This is a genomic window from Runella rosea (assembly GCF_003325355.1).
GTDB lineage: Bacteria > Bacteroidota > Bacteroidia > Cytophagales > Spirosomataceae > Runella > Runella rosea.
Genome location: NZ_CP030850.1, coordinates 6,078,100 through 6,100,368, shown reverse-complemented (window position 1 = coordinate 6,100,368; position 22,269 = coordinate 6,078,100). Strand labels below are relative to the sequence as shown.

Genomic DNA, 22,269 nt, shown 5'->3' with positions numbered 1-22,269 from the left:
TGTTTGAAAACCCGAAAGCACCATTAGATATACCCTACCAATTTGTACACCACATACCCAATCATTTCGTGCCAAACGAGATAGAAATAAGCAAGGGCTTCTTCGGAAGGGAAGAGTTTATCAAACCAAATCGCGCCCCCGTCTTCCTGAAGATAATGCGCAGGGCACGCAAAAACGGTGATGCCTTCTTTCTTAAAACAACCCTCCGCCCGAGGCAAATGAAAAGACGAGGTGATCAACATACATTTGTCGGTATTGAACTGTGTTCTTAAGATTTTGGCGGTATTAACGGCATTTTGACGGGTGTTCAACGCCAAAGAATCCTGCACAATATCGGCCGCCGCCACTCCCGATTCAATGAGGTATTGTCGGATACCGTTGTTTTCTGAATTGTTGATTCTCCCTCCTCTCAACGAGCCCTCCCCCCCGCTGATGATAATTTTTTTGATTTTCCCCCTTTTATACAATTCAAAGGCCTGCAAAGCCCGGTCGCCGCTTTTGCCAAACCAAACGTGTTTGGTAGGTTGATGGTACCGTTTTATAATCCCGCCCGTTAAGAGGGCCGCAACTTCGTATTTTTTTTCTTCATTAGAAGCCCTCGGCTCCCACCATATCAACAATTTGTTGACCAGAATAGGACTGCTGACCAGATAAAGTCCTACCAACGCCCCAATCAAAACTTTTCGACTTCGGGCACGGTTTTTGGTTAGGATGGCGTAAAGAAAAGCAATACATGCCATGGTCAGTGGCATCAGCAACACATCAATGGTTTTGGATAAAATATAAAACATTATCGCCTGTTTTAAGGGTAGAGATGCTAAAAGTGTAAAAAATTCGTTTAACTGACTAAAATAAAAGTTCTAATTTTGAGGCCTATAAAACGCATAAAGCGATGAAATTAAAACATATCCTTCTTCCTTTATTTTTCTGTATTACGCATTTAGTTTTTGCCCAATCAGCCTACCGAATCGAAGGCCAAATCAAAGGTCTTAGCGGAGGCAGTTGCATTTTAGCCAACTATTACGCCGCCCAAATATACGCCAAAGACACCGCCCAAGCCGACAAAGACGGGCATTTTGTCATTGAAGGTAACAAACCGCTTGCGGGCGGGGTATATGAAATCGTATTGCCCGACCGTAAAACCCTCTATCGGATGCTGATTGCCGACGACCAAGATTTCAGTTTTACCGCCGATACGGTCGACATCGTGGGAAGTATGCGCGTAAAAGGAAGCCGCGACAACGAGCTTTTTTATGAGTTCCAGCGTTTCATGAAGGACAAAGAAACGGAATATCAAAAACTCAAAGCCCAAAAAGTACCCGACAGCGACAAGCGCTACAAAGATATTCAGGACCAACGGAAAGCCTTTTATGACAATTTTATGAAGGTCAACGAAGGTACTTTTACCGTCAAGCTCTTCAAAGCGTCTGCCGAACCAGAATTACCAGCCGCGCCTAAACTTCCTAACGGCAAAACGGATTCTGCTTGGGTCTTCAATTACTATAAAAATCACTACTGGGACAACTTCGATTTTTCGGATGCTCGGATGCTCCAGACGCCGTTTCTCCATCAAAAACTGGACCGCTACATCAAAGAATTGACCCTCCAAACGGAAGACTCACTCATCAAAGAAGCTGATTTAGTGGTCAATAAGGCCATCAAAGGAAATCAAAAAGACATTATTTCCTATTGTATTTGGTACATTACCAACCAATACGAAATGCCAAAGACTGTCGGAACAGAGGGTGTTTTTGTGCACATGGGCGAAAAATACTACCTCACTGGCATCATGCCTGTTTCTGATACGGCTACCCTCAAAAATATGTCTGAGCGCATCAAAGTGTTGAAGCCGTTGTTGGTCAACAAAATCATTCCCGACTTGGGCGTGATGAGCTACCGCGCCCCTGACAAGCTAGAGTACATTCACGGCAGCAAAGCTGACTTTCAGGTGCTGTTTTTTTACTCTCCTACCTGCGGTCACTGCCGCGAATCGGCCCCTAAGTTGAAAGCCTTTCACGACAAAATGCACGCGCAGGGCGTCGATGTGTTGACCGTTGCCATCGAGGGCAAAGAGGACGAATGGCGCAAATTTATCAAAGAGTTTAAGCTTGAAGGCATGACCAACGGGTTTGGATTAGTGGCTTCTCGTCAGGTAGTATACCGCAACGATTATGACGTTTTTTCAACGCCAACGGTGTATGTCTTAGACAAAAACAAAAAAATTATTGCCCGTCGACTGGGCGTCGAAGATTTGGAACCATTTTTGAATGTTTATAAAAAGCGCCTTGCATTGGAATCAAAACCCGCAGGCAGCCGGCAATAAACAAACATTCTATGTCCCCAATGAGCACCCTGCTTCTTTTACCTTTTCTGGTTTTGATGGGTTTAAGCACGCTCGCCCAAAACGGCGGTTATAACATCAAAGGAACCATTAAAGGGCTTCGGTCTGAGCCGTTTACCTTGGCCCACTATTTTGGTTTTTCGCAATACGTGGTCAAAGATACGGCCGTAGCCGATGCAAATGGTCAATTGACTTTCGCGGGCGACAAACCCCTTCCTGGAGGAGTTTATATGCTTCTTTCACCCACCAAGCGCCGCGTGGCGGAGTTTATCATTGGCCATGAGCAACATTTTTCGTTTAGCTCCGACACCGTCAATGTGGTCGGCAATATGAAGATTGAGAACTCGCCCGACAATGAGCTATATTACAAATACCAACAGCAAATTGCGGGCTACAACACCGAAATAAACGTTTTGGCGGCACAAATGAAAATGCGGCAAGATGTGTTGACCCAAACAAAAATCAACAACCTACGGCGGCAGATATTTGACTATTACCGCAGCTTTGCACAGGAAAATGCTACGACCCTGACGGGAAAAATCATGAAAGCCAACGCCGAGGTTGACCTTCCGCCCGCTCCCAAACGCCCCGACGGTCGGGTGGATTCAGTATGGTTGTTCCAATATTATAAGGCTCATTTTTGGGATAATTTTGATTTTTCGGAAGAGCGCCTCGTTCGTACCCCTACCCTACAACGAAAGCTAGACTGGTACATGGGTGAACTCACCTTTCAGCATCCTGATTCACTGATTCAATCCTCCGATGTTGTAATTGAAAAAGCCCTGAAAGGTGGAAGTAAAGAAATGCAGGCGTACTGTATTTGGTACTTAACCAACAAAGCCGAAAACCCGTCGGTGATGGGTACCGAGCAAGTATTTGTGCATTTGGCCGAAAAATATTACTTGGGCGGAATCATGCCCATGACTGATTCGAGTACGGTGCAGAACATCCGCCAAAAAGTCAACGTCATGAAGCCGCTTTTGGTGGGTAAAACCCTGCCAGCGCTCTCCTTGACGGATACGACTGGTCAACTGCGCTCCGTAGCCGATGTGAAAGCCAAGTACACTGTTGTTGTTTTCTATGACCCCGATTGCAGTCATTGTCGAAAATCTACCCCCGCATTGAAGGCATTTTATGAAAAGAACAAAAAAACGTTGGACGTTCAAATCTTTGCGGCATCAGTGGCGCGAGCGCCCGACCAATGGAAAAAATACATTCGGGAGTTTGGCCTACAGGAATGGATTCACGGCTATGATTATAGCTTTCGTATTGATTTTCGCAAAGATTTTGACGTAATCAATACACCCATGATTTACGTCTTAGACCAAGATAAAAAAATCATTGCCCGGCGCCTTCCCGCCGAAGAATTAGACGGATTTATGGATTTTTATGAACTGCGGCTCGCCCGAGAGAAATCCATAAAAGTCAAATAAAACGGTGATTTCAGCATAGACATAGACAAGCCTGCCTCCCTATAATAATTATAAGAAGGCAGGCTTTTTTACTCTTTCGGTATATTTTATTCGGTGCGACAAATACCTGATTAGAGCACTTCCGCAGAAATTCCTCTCCGACATATTTCCTGACGCAAGGGAACGAGTTCTTCCCACGAACCATTTTTCACTTTACATTTTCCTTTGTAGTGAATAATAATGGTACATTGCTCAGCTTGTTCGGGTGTATGACTGCAAACCTCCATCAATGTATCAATCACCCAGTCAAACGTATTAATTTCATCATTGAAAACGACTAAACTGTATAAGTCGGTCTCCACAATCTTTTCTTCAATTTCCTCTAACACGTCAATTTCTGGCATCTCAAACGGTTGCATTGGGCAAAGTTTTTTTTGGTTTTAATATAGTTATAACAAATTTACAAAAAACCTTAATAGGTTTGCAAATAAAAAAAAGTTTTAACCCATTTTGACCAATGAGCCCCTACATTGCCCTCAGTATTTTGATTGTTTATTTCATTGTTTTGATTGCTGTTTCGATTTATACCTCACGGGGAGCCGATACCAATACGTTTTTTACGGCCAATAAACAGTCGCCTTGGTATTTGGTTGCTTTTGCCATGATTGGGACATCATTGTCGGGAGTTACTTTTATCTCTGTTCCAGGCGCCGTGGGCAGAATCCAGTTTTCGTATTTTCAGGTAGTACTAGGATATATTTTGGGGTATCTCTTTATTGGTACGGTGCTGATGCCACTGTATTATCGCCTCAATCTGGTCTCAATCTATACTTATCTCGAACAACGCTTTGGTTTCTGGGCTTACAAGACGGGTTCGGCTTTTTTCTTACTGTCGCGTACGCTCGGCTCGGCCGTTCGCCTCTACGTGGCGGCGCAGGTGCTACAATTAGCTATGTATAATGGTCTCGGGATTCCGTTTGAGGTTTCGGTGGCAATCACCATTGCGCTGATCTGGGTGTACACTTTCAAAGGCGGTATCAAAACCATTATCATTACCGATACACTCCAAACTACTTTTTTGGTAACTGCCGTAGCGTTGACCATTTATTTGGTAGCCAATCAGCTTGATTATTCATTTGGAGGTATGGTTTCGGCCATTGCCGACAGCGAATATTCCCGTATTTTCTTCTTTGATGACCCCAAAGACAATAAATATTTCTGGAAACAATTTTTATCGGGAGCCTTCATTGCCATTACCATGACCGGAATGGATCAGGATTTGATGCAAAAAAACCTCACCTGCAAAAACATCGGCGAAGCCCAGAAAAATATGTTTTGGTTTACCATTACGCTCACTTTCGTCAACTTGATGTTTATGAGTCTTGGGGTACTGCTTTATTTTTATGCCCAAAGTAAAAACATTGCGATTCCCGCCAAAACTGATGATTTATATGCTATGCTGGCGCTCAATCACTTTGGTGTACATGAAGGGACCGCTGGCGTCATTGTGGCCATTACATTCCTAATTGGGATTACGGCCGCTACTTACGCCAGTTCAGATTCGGCCCTGACGGCCCTGACTACGGCATTCTGTATTGACTTCATGAACGTAGCCAACAAACCCGAAACCGAGCGCGCCCGCATCAAGCACTGGGTTCATATCGGCTTTTCGGTGTTGTTCTACATCGTCATTGTGCTTTTCAACCAAATGAACAGTAAGGAGGTCATCACGGCAATTTTCGACATTGCGGGCTATACTTACGGGCCTTTATTGGGACTCTTTGCTTTTGGCCTTTATACCAAACGCCCCGTCAATGACCGACTAACCCCGCTGGTTTGCGTGGCGGGGCCCATCATTACGTATATTCTCAATCAAAATTCAGAAGTCTGGTTTGATGGCTACAAAATCGGCTTTGAGCGCCTCATGCTCAACGGAGCGATTGTATTCCTCGGATTGTTGCTCATTTCCAAGCCCAAAAAAGCGGTATTGGCTAGTTAGTTTCACATTTTTGGGCGTTGGTCGATTTTAATCCAGTATTGTAGGTAAAATGAAATAAATTAGTGGTTTATTACTGAAACCACTAATTTTCAGGATGTTTTTGAGAAAATCTCTACTTTCATTCGCTGTATTTTTAGGGGTATACACTCTTTTTTCAACGAATGCCCTTAATCAACCGTCTTTTCTACTGTCTGCAATTCATGAATATCCGCCCCAAAACAACCCTTTTTATCTGGTTACTGCTAAGTGTTTTCTACGGTTGCGTAGAACCTTACGATATTACCTATTCACTCAACGCCAACGTGTTGAGCGTAGAAGGTTTTGTGTCTGATCAAGCAGGTACGACCGTCAGTATTAACATCGCCCGCAACTCAAACAACAGTTATTACTCAGAGCCACAAAAAAAATGCATCGCCGAAATCAGAGCTGGCGATGGAAGCACAATACAGCTTCAGGAAGTAGCCGATGGAATCTACGCAGCCCCCGCCAACTTTAGAGGAAAAGTCGGACAAACTTACCAACTCGCTTTCAAAACGCCCGATGGCAAAACCTACGAGTCGTCCAAAGAACTGTTGAGCACCTCTCCTGAAATCAAAAAGATATATCAGCAATTTGACCAAAACGGACTTTTGGACAACTTGGGCAAAAATGTGGTCAGCTCAACGGTAGATGTGTACCTCGACGTTGACGACCCCAAAGAAACCCAGAACTACTATCTCTGGCGCTGGAAACTATACGAAGAGCAAAGCATCTGTATCACTTGTACTGGCGGGCGGCTAGTGAATGGGCAATGCGTAAAAATCAATTCACGCAACCCACCCGACTACGATTATCAATGCGACAAACAATGCTGGGAACTTATCTACAACAGCACCATAAATATATTGGACGACAAATTTGTGAACGGCAGGAGCATCACGGGAAGGCTCATCGGCAAAATCCCTTTTTATTCTCCTTCTCAAGGCTGCCTACTCGAAATTGAGCAATTGTCACTTTCTCAACAGGCATATCAATATTTTCAACTGTTGAGCAACCAATCCCAAAATACGGGTACGCTGACCGATACACCGCCCGCCGCCATCATCGGTAATATCCGAAACGTGACCGATTCTCAAGACAAAGTAGTCGGTTTTTTTGGCGCTGCGGGCACCCGTAAAGTACAGTATTGGATCAATCGGGCGCTGTATCCCAACCCACTGGTCAAAACCCTACTCGGACGCACCCCCAACTACGAAATCACCTCTTTTCCTCCCTCCGCCTATCCTTGTGTTTTGAGCAGAACACGCACCCCGATTCGCCCCGAAGGCTGGCAGTAAATGATTTTCCGGACTATTATTAATTTCACGTAGCTGATGACTTTGAAACATTTACTCCTTTTTATATTCGCCCTTAGCACCAGCCTAAACGTTTGGGGACAACAACGGCCCAAATTTCAGGCGGCCCGTCCCAATGAACTGAGCGGAATGGTGCGTGATTCTCTTACGGGTGAACCCATCGCCAACGCCGTCGTTCGCATAAATTTTGACAAAATCGGTCTTTACACCGATACCACGGGCACATTTTCGGTCAACTTGATTGATGCCGAATATGTGGTAACGGTCAGTCGATTGGGTTACCGACCGTTTCGTATTAAAGTAAAAATGAATAAAAGCATTCGGCTGGACATCAAATTGATGAACATCGCCGAAGAGCTAGAAGAGGTCATCATTTCGACCCAAGCCGTGGACCAAAACGTGTCGCGGCCACTGCTGGGCGTAACCCAGATGAACATCAAAACCATTAAACGACTGCCTGCCATCATGGGTGAAGTGGATGTGTTGCGAAGCCTACAAATGCTCCCCGGCGTAACGTCGGTGGGAGAAGCGTCCAATGGAGTCAATATTCGGGGTGGTGCCGTTGACCAAAATTTGATTCTGCTCGACGATGCCCCTATTTTCAACCCCACGCACCTTTTTGGCCTGTTTTCGGTCTTCCCGCCCGATGCCGTCTCTGGCATGGAGTTGTACAAAGGCACCACCCCAGCGCGGTTTGGCGGACGGGCAGCGGCGGTTTTGGACGTGTCAATGTCTAACCCAAGTTTGGAAAAATTTAGTTTACAAGGTGGCGTAAGTTTTGTAGCAAACAGGCTCACGGCCGAAATCCCGCTCGTCAAAGGCAAAGTGGGACTTTTGGTGACAGGACGCGGGGCTTTCAATGACTTTGCTTTTCAGTGGGGACCGCAAAAGCTCAAAAATATTCGGGCGAGTTTCGGCGATGCCGCCGCCAAGCTATTTTGGCGTATCAATACCAAAAACACCTTTTCTCTCTCCAATTATTACAGCACCGATTTCTTTCAAACCGACCTTTTGGGCGGCATCAATGATATTAATTCTACCTCGACCCAGTACAATTACAAAACGCTCAACTTCACGGCGAAATGGTTTCACGCGTTTGGCAGTAAACTCAACGTGCAAACGACGGGCGTTTATAGCAGGTACCGCCCGCGCATTTTGTTGCCAGAGTTGGACAGCGACAATAAAGTGAGCATTGGCTCCGAAATCCTGCAACGTCAAGTAAAAACCAATTTCAATTATGCGCCCAACGCCCGCCATAAAATTGAATTTGGGGCCAATATGACCCATTATCAACTGCAACCGGGCACACTTAATCCGGGAAGCAACCAACGTGTGAACGCCCAAAGTATTCCAACGGAAAACGGGATTGAACTGGCATTACACGCCGAAGATGAAGTAACTGTCAATTCCAAGATGACGGTTTCGGCAGGTTTACGATACTCTTACTTTATGGCACTCGGGCCCAGTACCGTTCGTCTCTACACGCCCGGCGGCCCCCGCACGGAGTCTACCATTATTGATTCTGTTTCTTACGGAGCTGGGCAAGTGACCAAAACCTACGGAGGCTTTGAACCACGGTTGGGCCTACGCTACAATATCGACGAGCAGTCTTCTATCAAGTTTGGCTACAACCTGATGCGTCAGTATTTACAAGTCGTTTCCAATACCACCACTCCCCTGCCCACGTCGCGATGGAAAATGAGCGACGCGCACATCCGGCCGCAGGTAAGTCAATTATGGTCAGCGGGTTATTTCAAAAACTTGAAAAGTAATATTTACGAGTTTTCAATTGAAGGCTACTACCGCACCACCCAAAATATCATGGATTTTAAACCGGGCGCGGATTTCTTACTCCAAAAATACATCGAAACGCAGGTATTGCAGGGCCAAAGCCGTGCCTACGGAGCCGAATTGATGGTCACTAAGAAAAAAGGAGAAATTACGGGATGGGTTAATTACACGTACTCACGGGTACTGAATCAGGTCAATGAAGGGCTGCAATTTACCGAGCAAATCAACGACGGCAAATGGTATCCCGCCAATTTTGACCGCCCGCACAATGTCAACATGTCGTTCAATTATTCCGAAAACAAGTACCACAATATTTCGCTGACGTTTACTTACGGCACCGGCCGGCCCTACACGATACCGAATGGTTTTGTGAGTTTTCAGGGCAAAGCCTACCCGTATTATGCCGAACGTAACCAAGGCCGCATCAAGGATTATCACCGCCTAGACTTCTCGTGGCAAATCAATAATCCCAATCTCAAAAACAACCGTTGGACAGGAAGTTGGATTTTTACGGTCTATAATCTATACGGGCGCAAAAACCAGTACTCGGTCTTCATGCGCACCCAAGGCACCGCATATACCACGTACCAACTCCAAATTTTCTCATCGCCGATTGTATCTTTGGCGTACAGTTTCAAATTTATGTAATGCAACCCATGCTCTCCACCAACACCTTGGCCTTAGCTCAAAAACTTTGGGACTACCATCACGTCAATCATAGGCTTCAAAAGTCCGATTGCATCTTGGTATTGGGTAGCCATGATTTGCGGGTTGCGGAGCGTGGGGCGGAGTTGTATCTGCAAGGTTGGGCACCCATTTTGATTTTTTCGGGAGGATTGGGTAGGCTCACGCAGGACCTTTGGAAAGACGCTGAAGCGGATAAATTTGCGGCCATCTCCCTAGAAATGGGCGTCCCGAAAGAAGCCATTTACATCGAAAATAAATCCACGAACACGGGCGAAAATATCCTGTTTACGCAGCAACTTCTCGTCACCCACGGTCTAAATCCACAGACGTTTATCGTGGTCCAAAAGCCCTACATGGAGCGCCGTAGCTTTGCCACTTTTAAAAAGCATTGGCCTGACAAACAACTCATTGTAACCTCGCCACAAATCCCGTTTGAGCAATACCCCAATGCCGAAATAGCGCTTGAAGAAGTAATTCACATCATGGTGGGCGACCTTCAACGCGTGAAAGTATATCCCGAAAAAGGATTCCAGATTTATCAGGAAATTCCCAGTGATGTTTGGGATGCCTATGAGCAATTGGTAGCCTTGGGCTACACTTCGCATTTAATCTAAAAATCGGCAATGCTCTCCGTAGTTCTTTCGTTTCAGTATGAACTTTTTTTATTTGCAACAATGTTGCAAATAAAAACAACCCATTTTCATCATTAAAACGTTAACTACATGATTGAGACTAATCATTTCGACGTTATCGTCATTGGCGGCAGTTACGCGGGTCTTTCTGCCAGTATGGCCTTGGGGCGTTCGTTGCGCTCAGTATTGATTATTGACAGCGGCAAACCCTGCAACCGAACCGCTCCTCATTCGCATAATTTTATCACGCAGGATGGGGAACCACCCGCCTCCATTGCACAAAAAGCCAAAGCTCAAGTACTGGTTTATCCCACCATTCAGTTTGTGGCCGATACTGTACAAAGCGCCCAAAAAGAGAAGAATTTATTCAGGATTAAAACCGAAGCAAATGTAGAATTTACGGCCAAGAAGCTATTGTTTACCACGGGCATTCGTGATTTAGTGCCCGATTTGCCCGGTTTTGCCGATTGTTGGGGAATTTCGGTCATCCATTGCCCCTATTGCCACGGATACGAAGTACACGGCAATGCCTTGGGCATCCTTGGCAACGGAGAAGTGGGATTTGAATTTGCTAAATTAATCAGCCAATGGACACCGCACCTGACATTGTTTACCAACGGCCCGTCAACGCTGAATGCAGAACAAACCAAAAGACTCCAACAGCATCATATATCAATCATTGAGGATGAACTTGACCACTTAGAACATACAGATGGTAAACTGGAGCAGGTCATTTTTAAAAACGGCTCAAAACTAGAAGTTTCTGCGATTTTTGCGCGGGTGCCCTTCCAGCAACATTGTGCTATTCCCCAAGAATTGGGCTGCGAACTCACCGAAAACGGCTATCTCAAAATTGACCATTTTAATCAAACTACCGTGGCGGGGGTGTATGCCGCAGGAGATAATACCTCTCCGATGAGAGCCGTGTCGGAGGCAACAGCAGCGGGTACAAAAGCAGGTGCGTCTATCAATAAAGAGCTGATTCAGAAAAGTTTTTAGCGAAATTAACATCCCAAAACTATTTCTAACGAACAACTTGGGGTATTTTCGGGCAAAAAGAATGCCGTATATTCGGTTTGAGTAACCTATATTCGCATTAATAAAAAATTCAAATAAACAGTTCATGGGACAAATCAAGCACAATCAAACCGAAAAAGGCGGCTCATTTTTTTACGAACTTGAAGGTAAATCACTGGCGGCCATGACGTATATACTGGCCGGCGAGCACAAAATCATCATTGACCACACTGAAGTTGACCCTTCGCTCAAGGGCCAAAGCATCGGCAAAAAATTGCAGGCCGAGCTTGTAGAATATGTACGAAAAAATGGCATTAAAGTGATGCCATTGTGCCCTTTTGCCAATGCGACGTTTAAGAAAACCCCTGAATGGCAGGACGTGCTTGCGTAAATTCACCCAACGACCATGTCAAACATCAATATTATCATCGAGGAGCGCCCCGCCAACATCGGGAACTTTTTAGTGGGCCGATTACTTCCTTTTCGCGGAAAGCGCATGGTTGGCCCCTTCATTTTCATTGACCACATGGGGCCGGCTCTCCTCAAAGAGCACCAAAATATTGACGTAGGTCCGCACCCACACATTGGTCTTTCGACCCTCACGTATCTGTTTGAAGGGAGCATTATGCACCGCGATACGTTGGGTACGGCCGTCGAGATGTTCCCGAATCAGGTCAATTGGATGACCGCGGGCAAGGGCATCGTGCATTCAGAACGAACGCCTGAGTACCTTAGACACTCCGACAAAAGACTTCATGGGCTTCAGATTTGGGTGGCGTTACCCAAAGAACTCGAAGATATGACACCCGCTTTTTACCACGCCGAAGCCGACGAGATTCCATCGTGGGAAACCGACGGGGTTTCGTACAAACTCATTGCAGGTGAGGCATTTGGCCATAAGTCGCCCGTACCCGTTTACAGCAAATTATTTCTTTTGGAAATTAAAAGTCCTACCACCCAAACCATCAGCATCGGCGATGACTTATTTGGCGAAGTGGGCCTTTATATTTTGGAAGGGAGCATTGAAAGTGAAGGCAATATCTACGAACCCAAACGCATTTTGGTCGCTCAAAACAGCCAACTCTGTCAATTTACCATTCATGCCAACACCACAATTTATCTCTTCGGTGGAGAGCCTTTTCCCGAAGAACGTTTCATTTATTGGAATTTTGTAGCCACCAGTCAGGCAATCATCGAACAAGCCAAACAGGATTGGAAAGAAGACCGTTTTCCCCGCATAGAGGGCGAAACCGATTTGGTGCCGCTACCGCCCGAAATTCCAAATGTCAGGATGAAAAGCTAAGGGTTTCAGAGGCAAGAGAACGCTCCTTTTACATTTTGCGGTTTCGCGCGGGGCCGCCCGCGCGGTTTATCATTTCAGTTACCAATAAATTATTCGATACCAACGTCCAAAACACCCATTTCCACGTATGTATTTGTAGTTCCAACCCTCTTGTTCAACCGTATGAAGCTCCGCTACTTATTGGCAGCGACCGTTGGTCTTTTTTCCCAATCGGCTTGGGCCCAGTCTATTAAATCGGTGAGTCCTTACCATTATTACGTTGAAATTGGGGGCGGCGCAGCTACATCTTCCCAAACACCCTTCTGGTTACGAACCAATCAATACGGTGTCGTTCCGTTAGAAAGCAATTTTGGAACCGCTCGGGTGGGTAGCAGCCGCGAATACCGTGTCGATTCTACCCGAAAATCAACGTTTGACTGGGGATTCGGCGTTTTGGGAGTGGCCAATTTCACGGAAAATCAATATAAAATTTTGGCGCCTGACCTGTTCATAAAAGCAAAATGGGGCAAGTTTGAACTCTTCGCTGGCAACCGCCGAGAAATTGTTGGACTCGGTGACAGTACCCTGACATCAGGTTTTGTGGCGTGGTCGGGCAATGCAATGACGTTTCCCAAAATTCAACTACAAACCGTTGACTATATTCCACTCAAATTCCTGAAAAATATTCTGGCCTTTAAAGCAAGCTACACCCACGGGTGGTTTACGGCACCCTACATTCAGGGGGTTTATCTCCATCAAAAAACCTTTTACGCTCGTTTTGGCAAACCTCATTGGTCGGCTCGGTTTTATGCAGGGCTCAACCACCAAGTCCAATGGGGTGGGAAAGCAGACTATCTAAAGGGGACGTTATTGGCGCAAAACGGGCAGTTGCCCTCTACGTTTCGGGATTATATTTCGCTCATCACGGGCCGCTATCCCGACGACCTCATCAACGACCGTTACACCATTTTCGACGGCAGCAATCGCATTGGCAATCACTTGGGAAGCTATGATTTTGCCCTAGAATGGCGCAGAACTACGCATACTATTTTGCTGTATCATCAACATCTCTACGAAGATGCATCGGGCTTGGCGTTTCAAAATTTCCCCGATGGGCTAACGGGCCTGAGCATTTCTCGCCGCAATAAAAAACCCAATAAGTCATTATCAATCACCAAACTAACCATTGAACACCTATCGACCTTAAACCAAAGTGGAGCCGTTTTTGACCCAACCGCTCAGTACCAAGGCACCGACAATTATTTTAACCACGGACAGTACAAAGAAGGTTGGTCGTATCAGAATCAAACGCTTGGCAGTCCGTTTATTGCTCCCCTAACTACTTTAAAACCAGAAGTTCAGGAGAAGTTTAAAGGTTTCTTTTTCCCAAATAATCAGGTGAAAGTCTGGTATTTGGGGAGCGTTTGGCAGTTTGGCCATCGACTCAATATCACCACCCGCAGTTCGTTCAGCCGCAATTTTGGCTCCTTTTCCTATTTTTATGCCCCTGCCTTACAACAGTTTTCACATTCACTTGCTGCCCAAATCATCCTACCCAAAATCACTGGGTTCACTTTCAGTGCTTCTGCCGCACTTGACCACGGCACCCTATTTCCTGACGCTTTCGGGGGATTCATCAGCGTAAAAAAACAGTGGTAATCTTTAATTCAAGCGGTATATAGCCCCAAAAATCTTCTTTCATTTTCACGAATACGTTTTCCCAACGTACTTTATGCATTGTGTACCTTATTTTTAATTTTTTTTATTTCATTGCTTTAAATTATTAATATTTTTTATTTTTACTTTTGTTGTATATCATTTTATCCCGATTCTAACAAATCCCAACCCTCACACTATGAATCTAAAATCATTCTTTTTACTTGTATTCACTTTTGCAGGCACAGTACTCTGGGCACAGACGCCCGCTGTTGTGTTGGTCAAAGAGGAATTTATTTTTGACAATCCTCCCGTTCCCTCCTGCCATGCCTCTAGCATTGTACAACTGGGCGATCAACATTTGATGGCAACTTGGTTTGGCGGTACGGCCGAAGGAAAACCCGACGTAACCATCTGGTTGTCAGAATATCAAAAAGGGAAATGGAGTCAACCCAAACAAATGGCCGACGGCATCATCGACGCCAATAAGCGGTATCCTTGCTGGAACCCCGTTTTGTTCAAAACCAAGGAAGGAAAGCTGATGCTTTACTACAAAATAGGGCCTAATCCGCGCGAATGGTGGGGAATGGTGCGCTATTCTACCAACAACGGCAAAACATGGTCGGACCCTGAAAAACTGCCCGATGGCATGTTGGGCCCGATAAAAAACAAACCCATTCAACTCTCCAACGGGGACATTTTGCACCCGACCAGTACCGAAAGCGTGACGGGAAATGTTTGGCATGTGCATTTGGAAAAAACAGACAAAAACGGCAATAACTGGCAAAAAATCAACATCGACAACGGTAATTTTGGCGCCATTCAGCCCAGCATTTTGACCTATCCAGATGGTAGAATGCAAATGCTTTGTCGCAGTCGTCAAAATGTGGTAGTAGAAACATGGTCGACCGACGGCGGTAAAACCTGGAGTCCAGTCAGTGCCACTAGCCTGCCAAATCCAAACTCAGGCACCGATGCCGTAACCCTCAAAAACGGTACACAAATTTTGATTTATAACCCCCTCATTCGCGGAATTGACTGGGCAAAAGGGCGCAATAAGCTGCGCGTAGCGGCCTCCAAAGACGGCATCAACTGGCAGGATATATATTCATTGGAAGACGAAGGCAAAGGTGAATTCAGCTACCCGGCCGTGATTCAAACCACCGACGGGTTGGTGCATATTACGTACACCCATGAGCGCAAAAAAGTAAAACACGTGGTTTTGAAAGTACCCGATGTGTTGCCACCAAAACCCGTCGGACCCACTCCTTCAAAAGCCCAAATGGGCTGGCACGAAATGGAGCAAAATGCATTTATTCACTTCACTACCAACACGTTCACGGATTTGGAATGGGGCTACGGCGACGAAAAACCTTCTATTTTTAACCCAACCCAAACGGATGTGGACCAATGGATAAAAACCCTCAAAGACGCTGGCTTTAAAGGCGCTATCCTGACGGTCAAACACCACGATGGTTTCTGTCTGTTTCCTAGTCAATACACCGAACATTCCATCAAAAACAGTCCGTATAAAAACGGCAAAGGCGACATCGTTCGGGAAGTGGCCGATGCCTGCAAAAAACATGGCCTCAAATTCGGCATCTATTTGTCCCCTTGGGACCGTAACCACCCCGAATACGGCAAACCAGGCTACGTAGAATATTACCGCAATCAGCTCAAAGAGCTATTTACCAATTATGGTCCTGCCTTTGAAATGTGGTTTGACGGAGCTAACGGCGGCGACGGTTACTACGGCGGTGCCCGCGAAAAACGCCAAATCAAAGGCTCAACGTACTATGACTGGCCAAAAACGCTTGATCTGGTGCGCCAAATGGAGCCCAATGTCATCTTCTTCAGCGATGCTGGCCCAGGCGTACGCTGGGTAGGAAACGAGCGCGGTGTGGCAGGAGAGACCAACTGGAATAGCATTACGCCCGATACGCTCTTTGCGGGCAAAGGCGGCATTGAAAAACTGTTGAACACTGGCTCAGAAGATGGCACCCAGTGGATACCTGCCGAGGTCGATGTGTCGATTCGTCCGGGTTGGTTTTATCACGCCAAGGAAGATTCAAAAGTGCGCACTCCTGAAAACCTATTTGACATTTACCTAACATCAGTAGGACGCGGATCAACGCTGCTCCTGAATGTGCCACCCGACCGCCGGGGAGTGATTCACGAAAACGATGTCAAAGCCCTGCAAGGCTGGCGCGCCATGATTGACCGTGAATTCAAAACCAATCTGGCAGCCAATGCCAAAACCAAAGCAAGCTCTTTCCGGGGCAATGCCGTTTATTATGCCTCTGCCAACCTCACCGATAGTAACAAAGATACCTACTGGACTACCAACGACGATGTCACTACGGGCAGTGTAGAGATTGATTTGGGCAAAACTCAAACGGTAAAATACATTACTTTAAAAGAGTACATCGCCTTGGGTCAACGCGTTAAATCGTTTGAAATAGAAGCATGGCAAAACGGTTCGTGGCAGAAAGTTGCCCAAGCCACTACCATTGGCTATAAGCGTATTTTAAAGTTAACTCCCCTACAAACTAGTAAAATCCGGGTGAATATTACCGCTTCAAAAGCCTCTCCAGTGCTTTCTGCGGTTGAAGTTTACTAACAAAATCTGTTTTTTATGGCTGTTACGATAAAAAAAACAAATCGTAACAGCCATAGAAACAAACAACTTTTCTTCTTCTCTGCCTTACCTTTATCAGGCTATTTCTCAAACAAAAGGTTCTTTTAACCTTTTATTCCCTTCAACTATTCATCATACATTCCCCCGTTTGTGCCATTGAGCGAGGCCAATGCTTAAAATCCGGGGGCAAATTTTCTACGTAGATACGGTTGTCCAATAGGTATCTTACTAACACTATTTAACAATCTTGTATCATGTTCCACGTCAAAAAACATCTACGTTTGTTTGCCGTTGCAGCCATTACTTCGCTGCTTACGCTCAACTCTTGTACTGATCACCGCTTGCCGCCATCGCCTCAGACATTGCCGGACGTTTCGTTTTATGCACTCAACGACAACAACCAATTGATGTTTATCAATGTACGGGCCACGAGCACACCCACCTCAACGGTGACCATTTCAGGATTGCCAACGGGAGAGACAATACGCGCTATTGATTTCCGCCCCGCAACAGGCCAATTGTATGGCGTGGGTAGCGACAGCCGTTTATATGTCATTAATCCTACCTCTGGCGCAGCTCGTATGGTGGGGATGAATCCTTTGAATCCCACGCTAAATGGTACCATGATTGCTTTTGATTTTAATCCAACCGTGGACCGTATTCGCTTGGTAACCAATACAGGCCAAAATTTACGCCTACACCCCGAAACAGGGGCCGTTGCCGCCATGGATGGCGCTATTAACGGAGCACCTGGCGCGATGGTCACTGGAGGAGCATACACCAACAACAGAGCGGGCGTTACCAGCACGACGTTATTTAACATTGACCCCGTCAATGACCGTCTTTACCGACAAAATCCACCTAACAATGGAACCCTGGAAGAAGTTGGCGCACTTGGTCTGGACATCACGGGAACCTCAGGATTTGATATTTCTCCCAACGGAGACGCCATCGCCGCCGTAACCGTCTTTGGACAATCAGAACTGAATCAGGTAAATCTCTCAACAGGCCGCCTCCAAAAATTGGGCGATCTTCCTGCCAACATCATTGGCATCGCCATTCCAACGGAGCCTGTTGCCTATGCCATTGACGACGCCAACAACCTACTCATTTTCAATCCAGTCGCTGCTTCGCCCATCACTCCAACGACCAAAACTATTATGGGTCTGCAAATGGGTGAGAGCATCCTTGGCATTGATTTTCGTCCTTCCAACGGTCAATTGTACGCGTTGGGCAGCACGAGCCGAATTTATACACTTACGGTCAATGCCGCCAACACAGCCACTTATACCGCTACGGCTTTAGGGGCTGGGCCTTTCACGCCTGCTTTATCAGGTACAAGTTTTGGATTTGATTTTAATCCCGTACCTGACTTGATTCGGGTGGTGAGCAATACACGGCAAAATTTGCGCGTAAGTCCAGTAACGGGAGCCATCAATAACGTAGACACGGAATTGAGCATCATGTCGGCCAACGTCAGCGCCGCCGCTTATACCAATAACTTTGCAGGGACCATGACCACAACCTTGTATGACATTGATACGCCTACGGGAGGTAATGCCATGCTTTATACCCAAAATCCACCTAATAACGGAACCTTAAACTTGGTAGGCTCATTGGGCATACAAGTAGAAAGTGTCAATGGTTTTGACATCGGCGGCGCCAGCAACACGGCGTATGCCCTACTTCGTTCGGGAGGAACAACGGGGGTTTATACCATTAACTTAGCCACGGGAGCTGCAACCCTGGGTTCTACCCTACAAGGCAACCCAACTGTGCGCGCCATGGCGGTAGGATTAGGTTTTTAATCCTCTACTGAAGTGGCTTATTTTGCGTCCAGTTTCTAGCAAAACAGCCGTTTTGGGAAAACAACACCTACAATTTAGAATTTCATTTGATAGGGGCAGGCTTTACGTCTGCCCTTTTTTAATTGGGCTTACTCAGCCAAAATGGAGCATTACAACCTGTAATAAATTCTTATTTTTGTGGTTAATTGTTGAATCTGCACTATTTTCTTTCGCTACAGTCTCTTTGTTTATGCCACCAACGAATTGGATTTATTTTGATACCTCTCCTACCACGTGGTGGCTGCTAAACCATTTGGCACTGGGGGCCGTAAGTTTTTGGGTGATTCGCCGCCAACAACCACTCCCTGATTGGGTTTTCTTACTTATTATCGGTGCCATCACGGGACTGATGCGACTTCCTGTCTTTTTATATAATTTACCACTCAATCCCGACGAAAGCCAACTCTTGGCCCAAGGCCTGACGTTGGCATACGACCCCATTCTTTACCGCTCCGTTGACCCTACCACCAGCGGACCTTGCAACAGCTTTTTACTCACCTTTTTCTATTTACTGGGATTCAAACTTGATTTTCATTTGGCCCATGTGCTTAGCTGGGCGCTTACGTTTGCCTCCCTGATGTTGATTTATCAATCCCTCAAAAGACTACAATTAAGCCTCTACGCCCAATTGGCCATATTGCCCGCGGTGGCTTTTGTTGGTTTTGTGCAGGATGAAGATTATTTGCATTATTACAGCGAAAGCCTAGCCATCGTTTTTTTGAGCCTGAATGTGTATTTAATGAGTTGTTGGCAGCAACAAAAAAAGATACGTTTATTTGAGCTTATTGTTTTTGGCATATCTACCGCGCTGATTGTATTATGTAAAATCCAGGCCCTTCCGTTGGCGTTTGTACTTGGTGTAGGCAGTCTTGTCTCTATTTATGTTCTTCATAAGCAACAATTTTTTATTTACGCATCCGTACTGACGCTGAGCGTGCTCGGTGTATGGGGGGTGTGGTTGGTGCACCTATGGAGCTACGGGGTGCTGGAAGATTTTTATTTTTACTATATCAAGGCCAACGTGTTACTGAAGAAAAATTTCGTGGCCAATTCTCCCAAGTCTCCGCTTACGCTGTTGCTTACGTTTCCCCTCATCATGTACACCCACGGTAAGGGGTTCGAATATTTCTTTTTGCCTCTACTCTTCTTAGGATTGTTTTTTATATATTTTCTTTTCACCCAAAAAAGACCTTGGAAAACCCTGATAATCAAACACTATTTCTGGGTCATCATTATGGTTTATGTGGGTATGGTCATTATCACTGTTATCCGAACGGGCAGTTTTTATCCGCATCATTTTACTTATTTCATTTTGCCCTGCTGCCTCCTGACGGGCCTTTTTTTGGCTTATCTTCCCGCTCGATGGAGCGGGTTGATTTTACTGACACAGGGAGTCTATTTTTCGTATTTCCTCATTGGGACCGTCACCCAAAAAGGTATAAATAAATACCCAACCTTTATTTCCGAAATAAAAGAATTAAGCCCCGTTAGCCGTGCCATTCTTCAATATGCTCAGCCCGGTGAATACCTTGTAGTTTGGGGCTGGGATTGTCAGTACTACGTCGAAACCCAAATGCCACAGGGAGTCAATGAAAATCACAGTGTAAGAAGTGCGATGGAACATTCGCTTCAAAAAATATACTTTCAGCGCTATATTCGCGATATGATACGCACCAGACCGGCCATTTTTGTAGATGCCATTACCTCCGAGACCCTCTGGATGGATGACACTGCCCGGTACGCCCATGAAAATTACCCTAAACTTGCCCAGTATATATCTGACAATTACAGCCTCAAAGCAACTATCAAGGGAGTGAGGGTCTATGTGAAAATAAAAACCAAGTTAAAACCTGACAAAAACAATACTGATTTTCAGCCTGTTAATCAAAATATTACAAAATAATTCAAACCCTATATATTTATAAATATTTACGCATTATGTTTTTTTCGCGGCTCCAATTTGACGATTGCCCTCACTATTTTTGGATTTTTGGCCATGTACTTTTAGGCGTTTTCAGTATTTGGCTTATACTTCGGCAAAAACCCCTCGCAGATTGGCTTTTTTTTACCCTCATTTTCGCCATTACGGGCACCATGCGCCTGCCCGTCTTTTTGTTCAATTACCAAATTGACGTCGACGAGGCGCAAGTGCTAGCGCAGGGCATCACCCTCGCCGTTGACCCCGTCATTTATCAATCAGTAGACCCTACTACGGGCGGACCGCTTACGAGTTATTTTTTAGCAATTTTTGCGCATTTATTTCCGCTTGATTTCCAATTTGCCCATATTTTGGGTTGGCTGCTTACCTTAGCGGCATTGTTCATGGTATATAAAGCTGCCCAACGGCTACAACTGGGGTCTACGGTACAGTTGGCGATGCTTCCCTTCATTGCCTTAATAAGTTTTAGCCAAACAACCGATTTTGTTCACTTTTATAGCGAAGCCCTTTCTATTTTAGTTCTTAGCATAAGTGTTTGGTTTTTAACCCGTTGGTCCTATCACAAAAACTTCACAAACATAGAACTCATCAGCTTTGGTCTATTAATGGGACTCTTGCCCCTTTGCAAAATCCAAGCTGTCCCAATGGCTTTTGCAGTAGGGGTATTTGCTTGTATTCAAATTTTCCTGTTTCAGAAGTCGAAGTTTTTCCGGTATAGCTCACTTATGATAGGAAGTATTCTGGTAGTGTGGGCAAGCTGGAGTCTTTTTCTATGGGCAAATGACGTATTTGACGACTTTGTTACCTTCTATATCAAAGCCAATTTTCAATACAAAGATAACTTAGCTTCTGCTACGCGTCGCAGTCATTTGGTCAATTTTTTTCGGCTTCCCTACGTCATTGCCCGAGGAAGCAGCAACTTTGAATGGGTCTTTTTACCCTTGTGTCTACTCTTTTTAATTTTTGCTTACGTAAGTGTTTACCGCAAGAAAATTAGTTATTTTTCCAAAATGGACTCTTATTTCTGGCTCATGCTGGTTGCCTATCTAGCCATGACCGATATAGCAGTTACGCGGACTGGGAGTTTTTATCCTCATTATTATCATTTTTTATTTCTCCCTTTTCTGTTGCTGATGAGTTTGTTCTTAAAACATATACCCACCTGGAGCCGGTGGCTCATTCTCTCGGCTCAATTAGGTTTTTTATACCTTTTACTGCAAAACATAGCTCACGACAGAACAACCAATGAATATCCTTTTTATGGCCGAAATCAAGATATTAGCGATTCCAAAATAGTCGCCTCCATTCTTAAATACGGAAAAAAAGGAGATTATCTAGCCGTATGGGGATGGTCATGCAACTACTTTGTGGATACCCAAATGCCGCAGGGGGTCAACGAAAACCACACCACCCGAAGCGCCATAAGTCAGCCTCTGCAACCTATTTACCTGGAACGATACCTCAAAGATTTGAAGCGAACCCATCCACCAATATTTGTGGATGCCGTGAGCGAAAAAGCCATTTGGATCAATGACCGCTCCAAATACGGCCACGACTGTTTTCCGACATTGGCGAAGTATATTGCCGATAACTACACGCTCAAAGAAGAACTGGAAAACGTGCGTATTTATGTCCGAAACCAAAAAGGGAACCTGATTCAATAACCAGATTCCCTTCAAATTGAACATCTATAT

The 22,269-nt window shown here is 45.4% G+C and carries 16 protein-coding genes; 14 read left to right on the top strand and 2 right to left on the bottom strand.

The window, feature by feature from the left end:
- Positions 1 to 23: 23 nt before the first annotated feature.
- A complete protein-coding gene (locus tag DR864_RS25065; protein WP_114069530.1) occupies positions 24 to 791 on the bottom strand; it encodes a YdcF family protein in 768 nt (255 codons plus the stop codon).
- A 101-nt stretch (positions 792 to 892) separates the two neighbouring features.
- Between DR864_RS25065 and DR864_RS25060 the strand changes: the two genes are divergently transcribed.
- Both DR864_RS25060 and DR864_RS25055 read left to right on the top strand, forming a co-directional pair.
- Complete coding sequence (locus DR864_RS25060; protein ID WP_114069529.1) at positions 893 to 2,323, top strand: TlpA family protein disulfide reductase; 1,431 nt, start codon at positions 893 to 895, stop codon at positions 2,321 to 2,323.
- A 20-nt stretch (positions 2,324 to 2,343) separates the two neighbouring features.
- A complete protein-coding gene (locus tag DR864_RS25055; RefSeq protein WP_162794115.1) occupies positions 2,344 to 3,774 on the top strand; it encodes a thioredoxin-like domain-containing protein in 1,431 nt (476 codons plus the stop codon).
- A 110-nt stretch (positions 3,775 to 3,884) separates the two neighbouring features.
- On the opposite strand, the gene DR864_RS25050 is transcribed toward DR864_RS25055, so the two are convergent.
- Positions 3,885 to 4,172 carry an ATP-dependent Clp protease adaptor ClpS gene (locus tag DR864_RS25050; protein ID WP_114069527.1) on the bottom strand — a complete coding sequence of 96 codons (288 nt, stop codon included), beginning with the start codon at positions 4,170 to 4,172 and terminating at the stop codon, positions 3,885 to 3,887.
- Between the two features lie 98 nt (positions 4,173 to 4,270).
- Here DR864_RS25050 and DR864_RS25045 point away from each other — a divergent pair, with 98 nt between their 5' ends.
- The 12 genes from DR864_RS25045 (at position 4,271) to DR864_RS24990 (ending at position 22,239) form a co-directional block, all read left to right on the top strand.
- On the top strand, positions 4,271 to 5,752 hold the full coding sequence (locus DR864_RS25045; RefSeq protein ID WP_114069526.1) for a sodium:solute symporter: 1,482 nt from the start codon (positions 4,271 to 4,273) through the stop codon (positions 5,750 to 5,752).
- A 161-nt stretch (positions 5,753 to 5,913) separates the two neighbouring features.
- Positions 5,914 to 7,068: a DUF4249 domain-containing protein gene (locus tag DR864_RS25040; RefSeq protein ID WP_114069525.1), complete on the top strand. Its 1,155-nt coding sequence runs from the start codon at positions 5,914 to 5,916 to the stop codon at positions 7,066 to 7,068.
- A gap of 36 nt (positions 7,069 to 7,104) precedes the next feature.
- Positions 7,105 to 9,525 (top strand): TonB-dependent receptor, encoded by a 2,421-nt coding sequence (locus tag DR864_RS25035; protein WP_229599471.1) that lies wholly within the window; start codon positions 7,105 to 7,107, stop codon positions 9,523 to 9,525.
- 8 nt (positions 9,526 to 9,533) lie between these two features.
- On the top strand, positions 9,534 to 10,178 hold the full coding sequence (locus tag DR864_RS25030; RefSeq protein ID WP_114070473.1) for a YdcF family protein: 645 nt from the start codon (positions 9,534 to 9,536) through the stop codon (positions 10,176 to 10,178).
- A gap of 108 nt (positions 10,179 to 10,286) precedes the next feature.
- On the top strand, positions 10,287 to 11,195 hold the full coding sequence (locus DR864_RS25025; RefSeq protein ID WP_114069524.1) for an NAD(P)/FAD-dependent oxidoreductase: 909 nt from the start codon (positions 10,287 to 10,289) through the stop codon (positions 11,193 to 11,195).
- 124 nt (positions 11,196 to 11,319) lie between these two features.
- Positions 11,320 to 11,604: a GNAT family N-acetyltransferase gene (locus tag DR864_RS25020; protein ID WP_114069523.1), complete on the top strand. Its 285-nt coding sequence runs from the start codon at positions 11,320 to 11,322 to the stop codon at positions 11,602 to 11,604.
- 15 nt (positions 11,605 to 11,619) lie between these two features.
- Positions 11,620 to 12,516 (top strand): pirin family protein, encoded by an 897-nt coding sequence (locus tag DR864_RS25015; protein ID WP_114069522.1) that lies wholly within the window; start codon positions 11,620 to 11,622, stop codon positions 12,514 to 12,516.
- A gap of 162 nt (positions 12,517 to 12,678) precedes the next feature.
- Positions 12,679 to 14,154, top strand: coding sequence for a capsule assembly Wzi family protein (locus DR864_RS25010; protein WP_114069521.1), 1,476 nt, complete (start codon positions 12,679 to 12,681; stop codon positions 14,152 to 14,154).
- Between the two features lie 196 nt (positions 14,155 to 14,350).
- Positions 14,351 to 16,771, top strand: a complete 2,421-nt coding sequence (locus DR864_RS30265) for an exo-alpha-sialidase (protein WP_114069520.1) — start codon at positions 14,351 to 14,353, stop codon at positions 16,769 to 16,771.
- A 272-nt stretch (positions 16,772 to 17,043) separates the two neighbouring features.
- Complete coding sequence (locus DR864_RS25000) at positions 17,044 to 18,597, top strand: DUF4394 domain-containing protein (protein WP_114069519.1); 1,554 nt, start codon at positions 17,044 to 17,046, stop codon at positions 18,595 to 18,597.
- Between the two features lie 229 nt (positions 18,598 to 18,826).
- Positions 18,827 to 20,539 carry a hypothetical protein gene (locus DR864_RS24995; RefSeq protein WP_114069518.1) on the top strand — a complete coding sequence of 571 codons (1,713 nt, stop codon included), beginning with the start codon at positions 18,827 to 18,829 and terminating at the stop codon, positions 20,537 to 20,539.
- 35 nt (positions 20,540 to 20,574) lie between these two features.
- A complete protein-coding gene (locus tag DR864_RS24990; RefSeq protein ID WP_114069517.1) occupies positions 20,575 to 22,239 on the top strand; it encodes a glycosyltransferase family protein in 1,665 nt (554 codons plus the stop codon).
- The last annotated feature ends 30 nt before the right edge of the window (positions 22,240 to 22,269 follow it).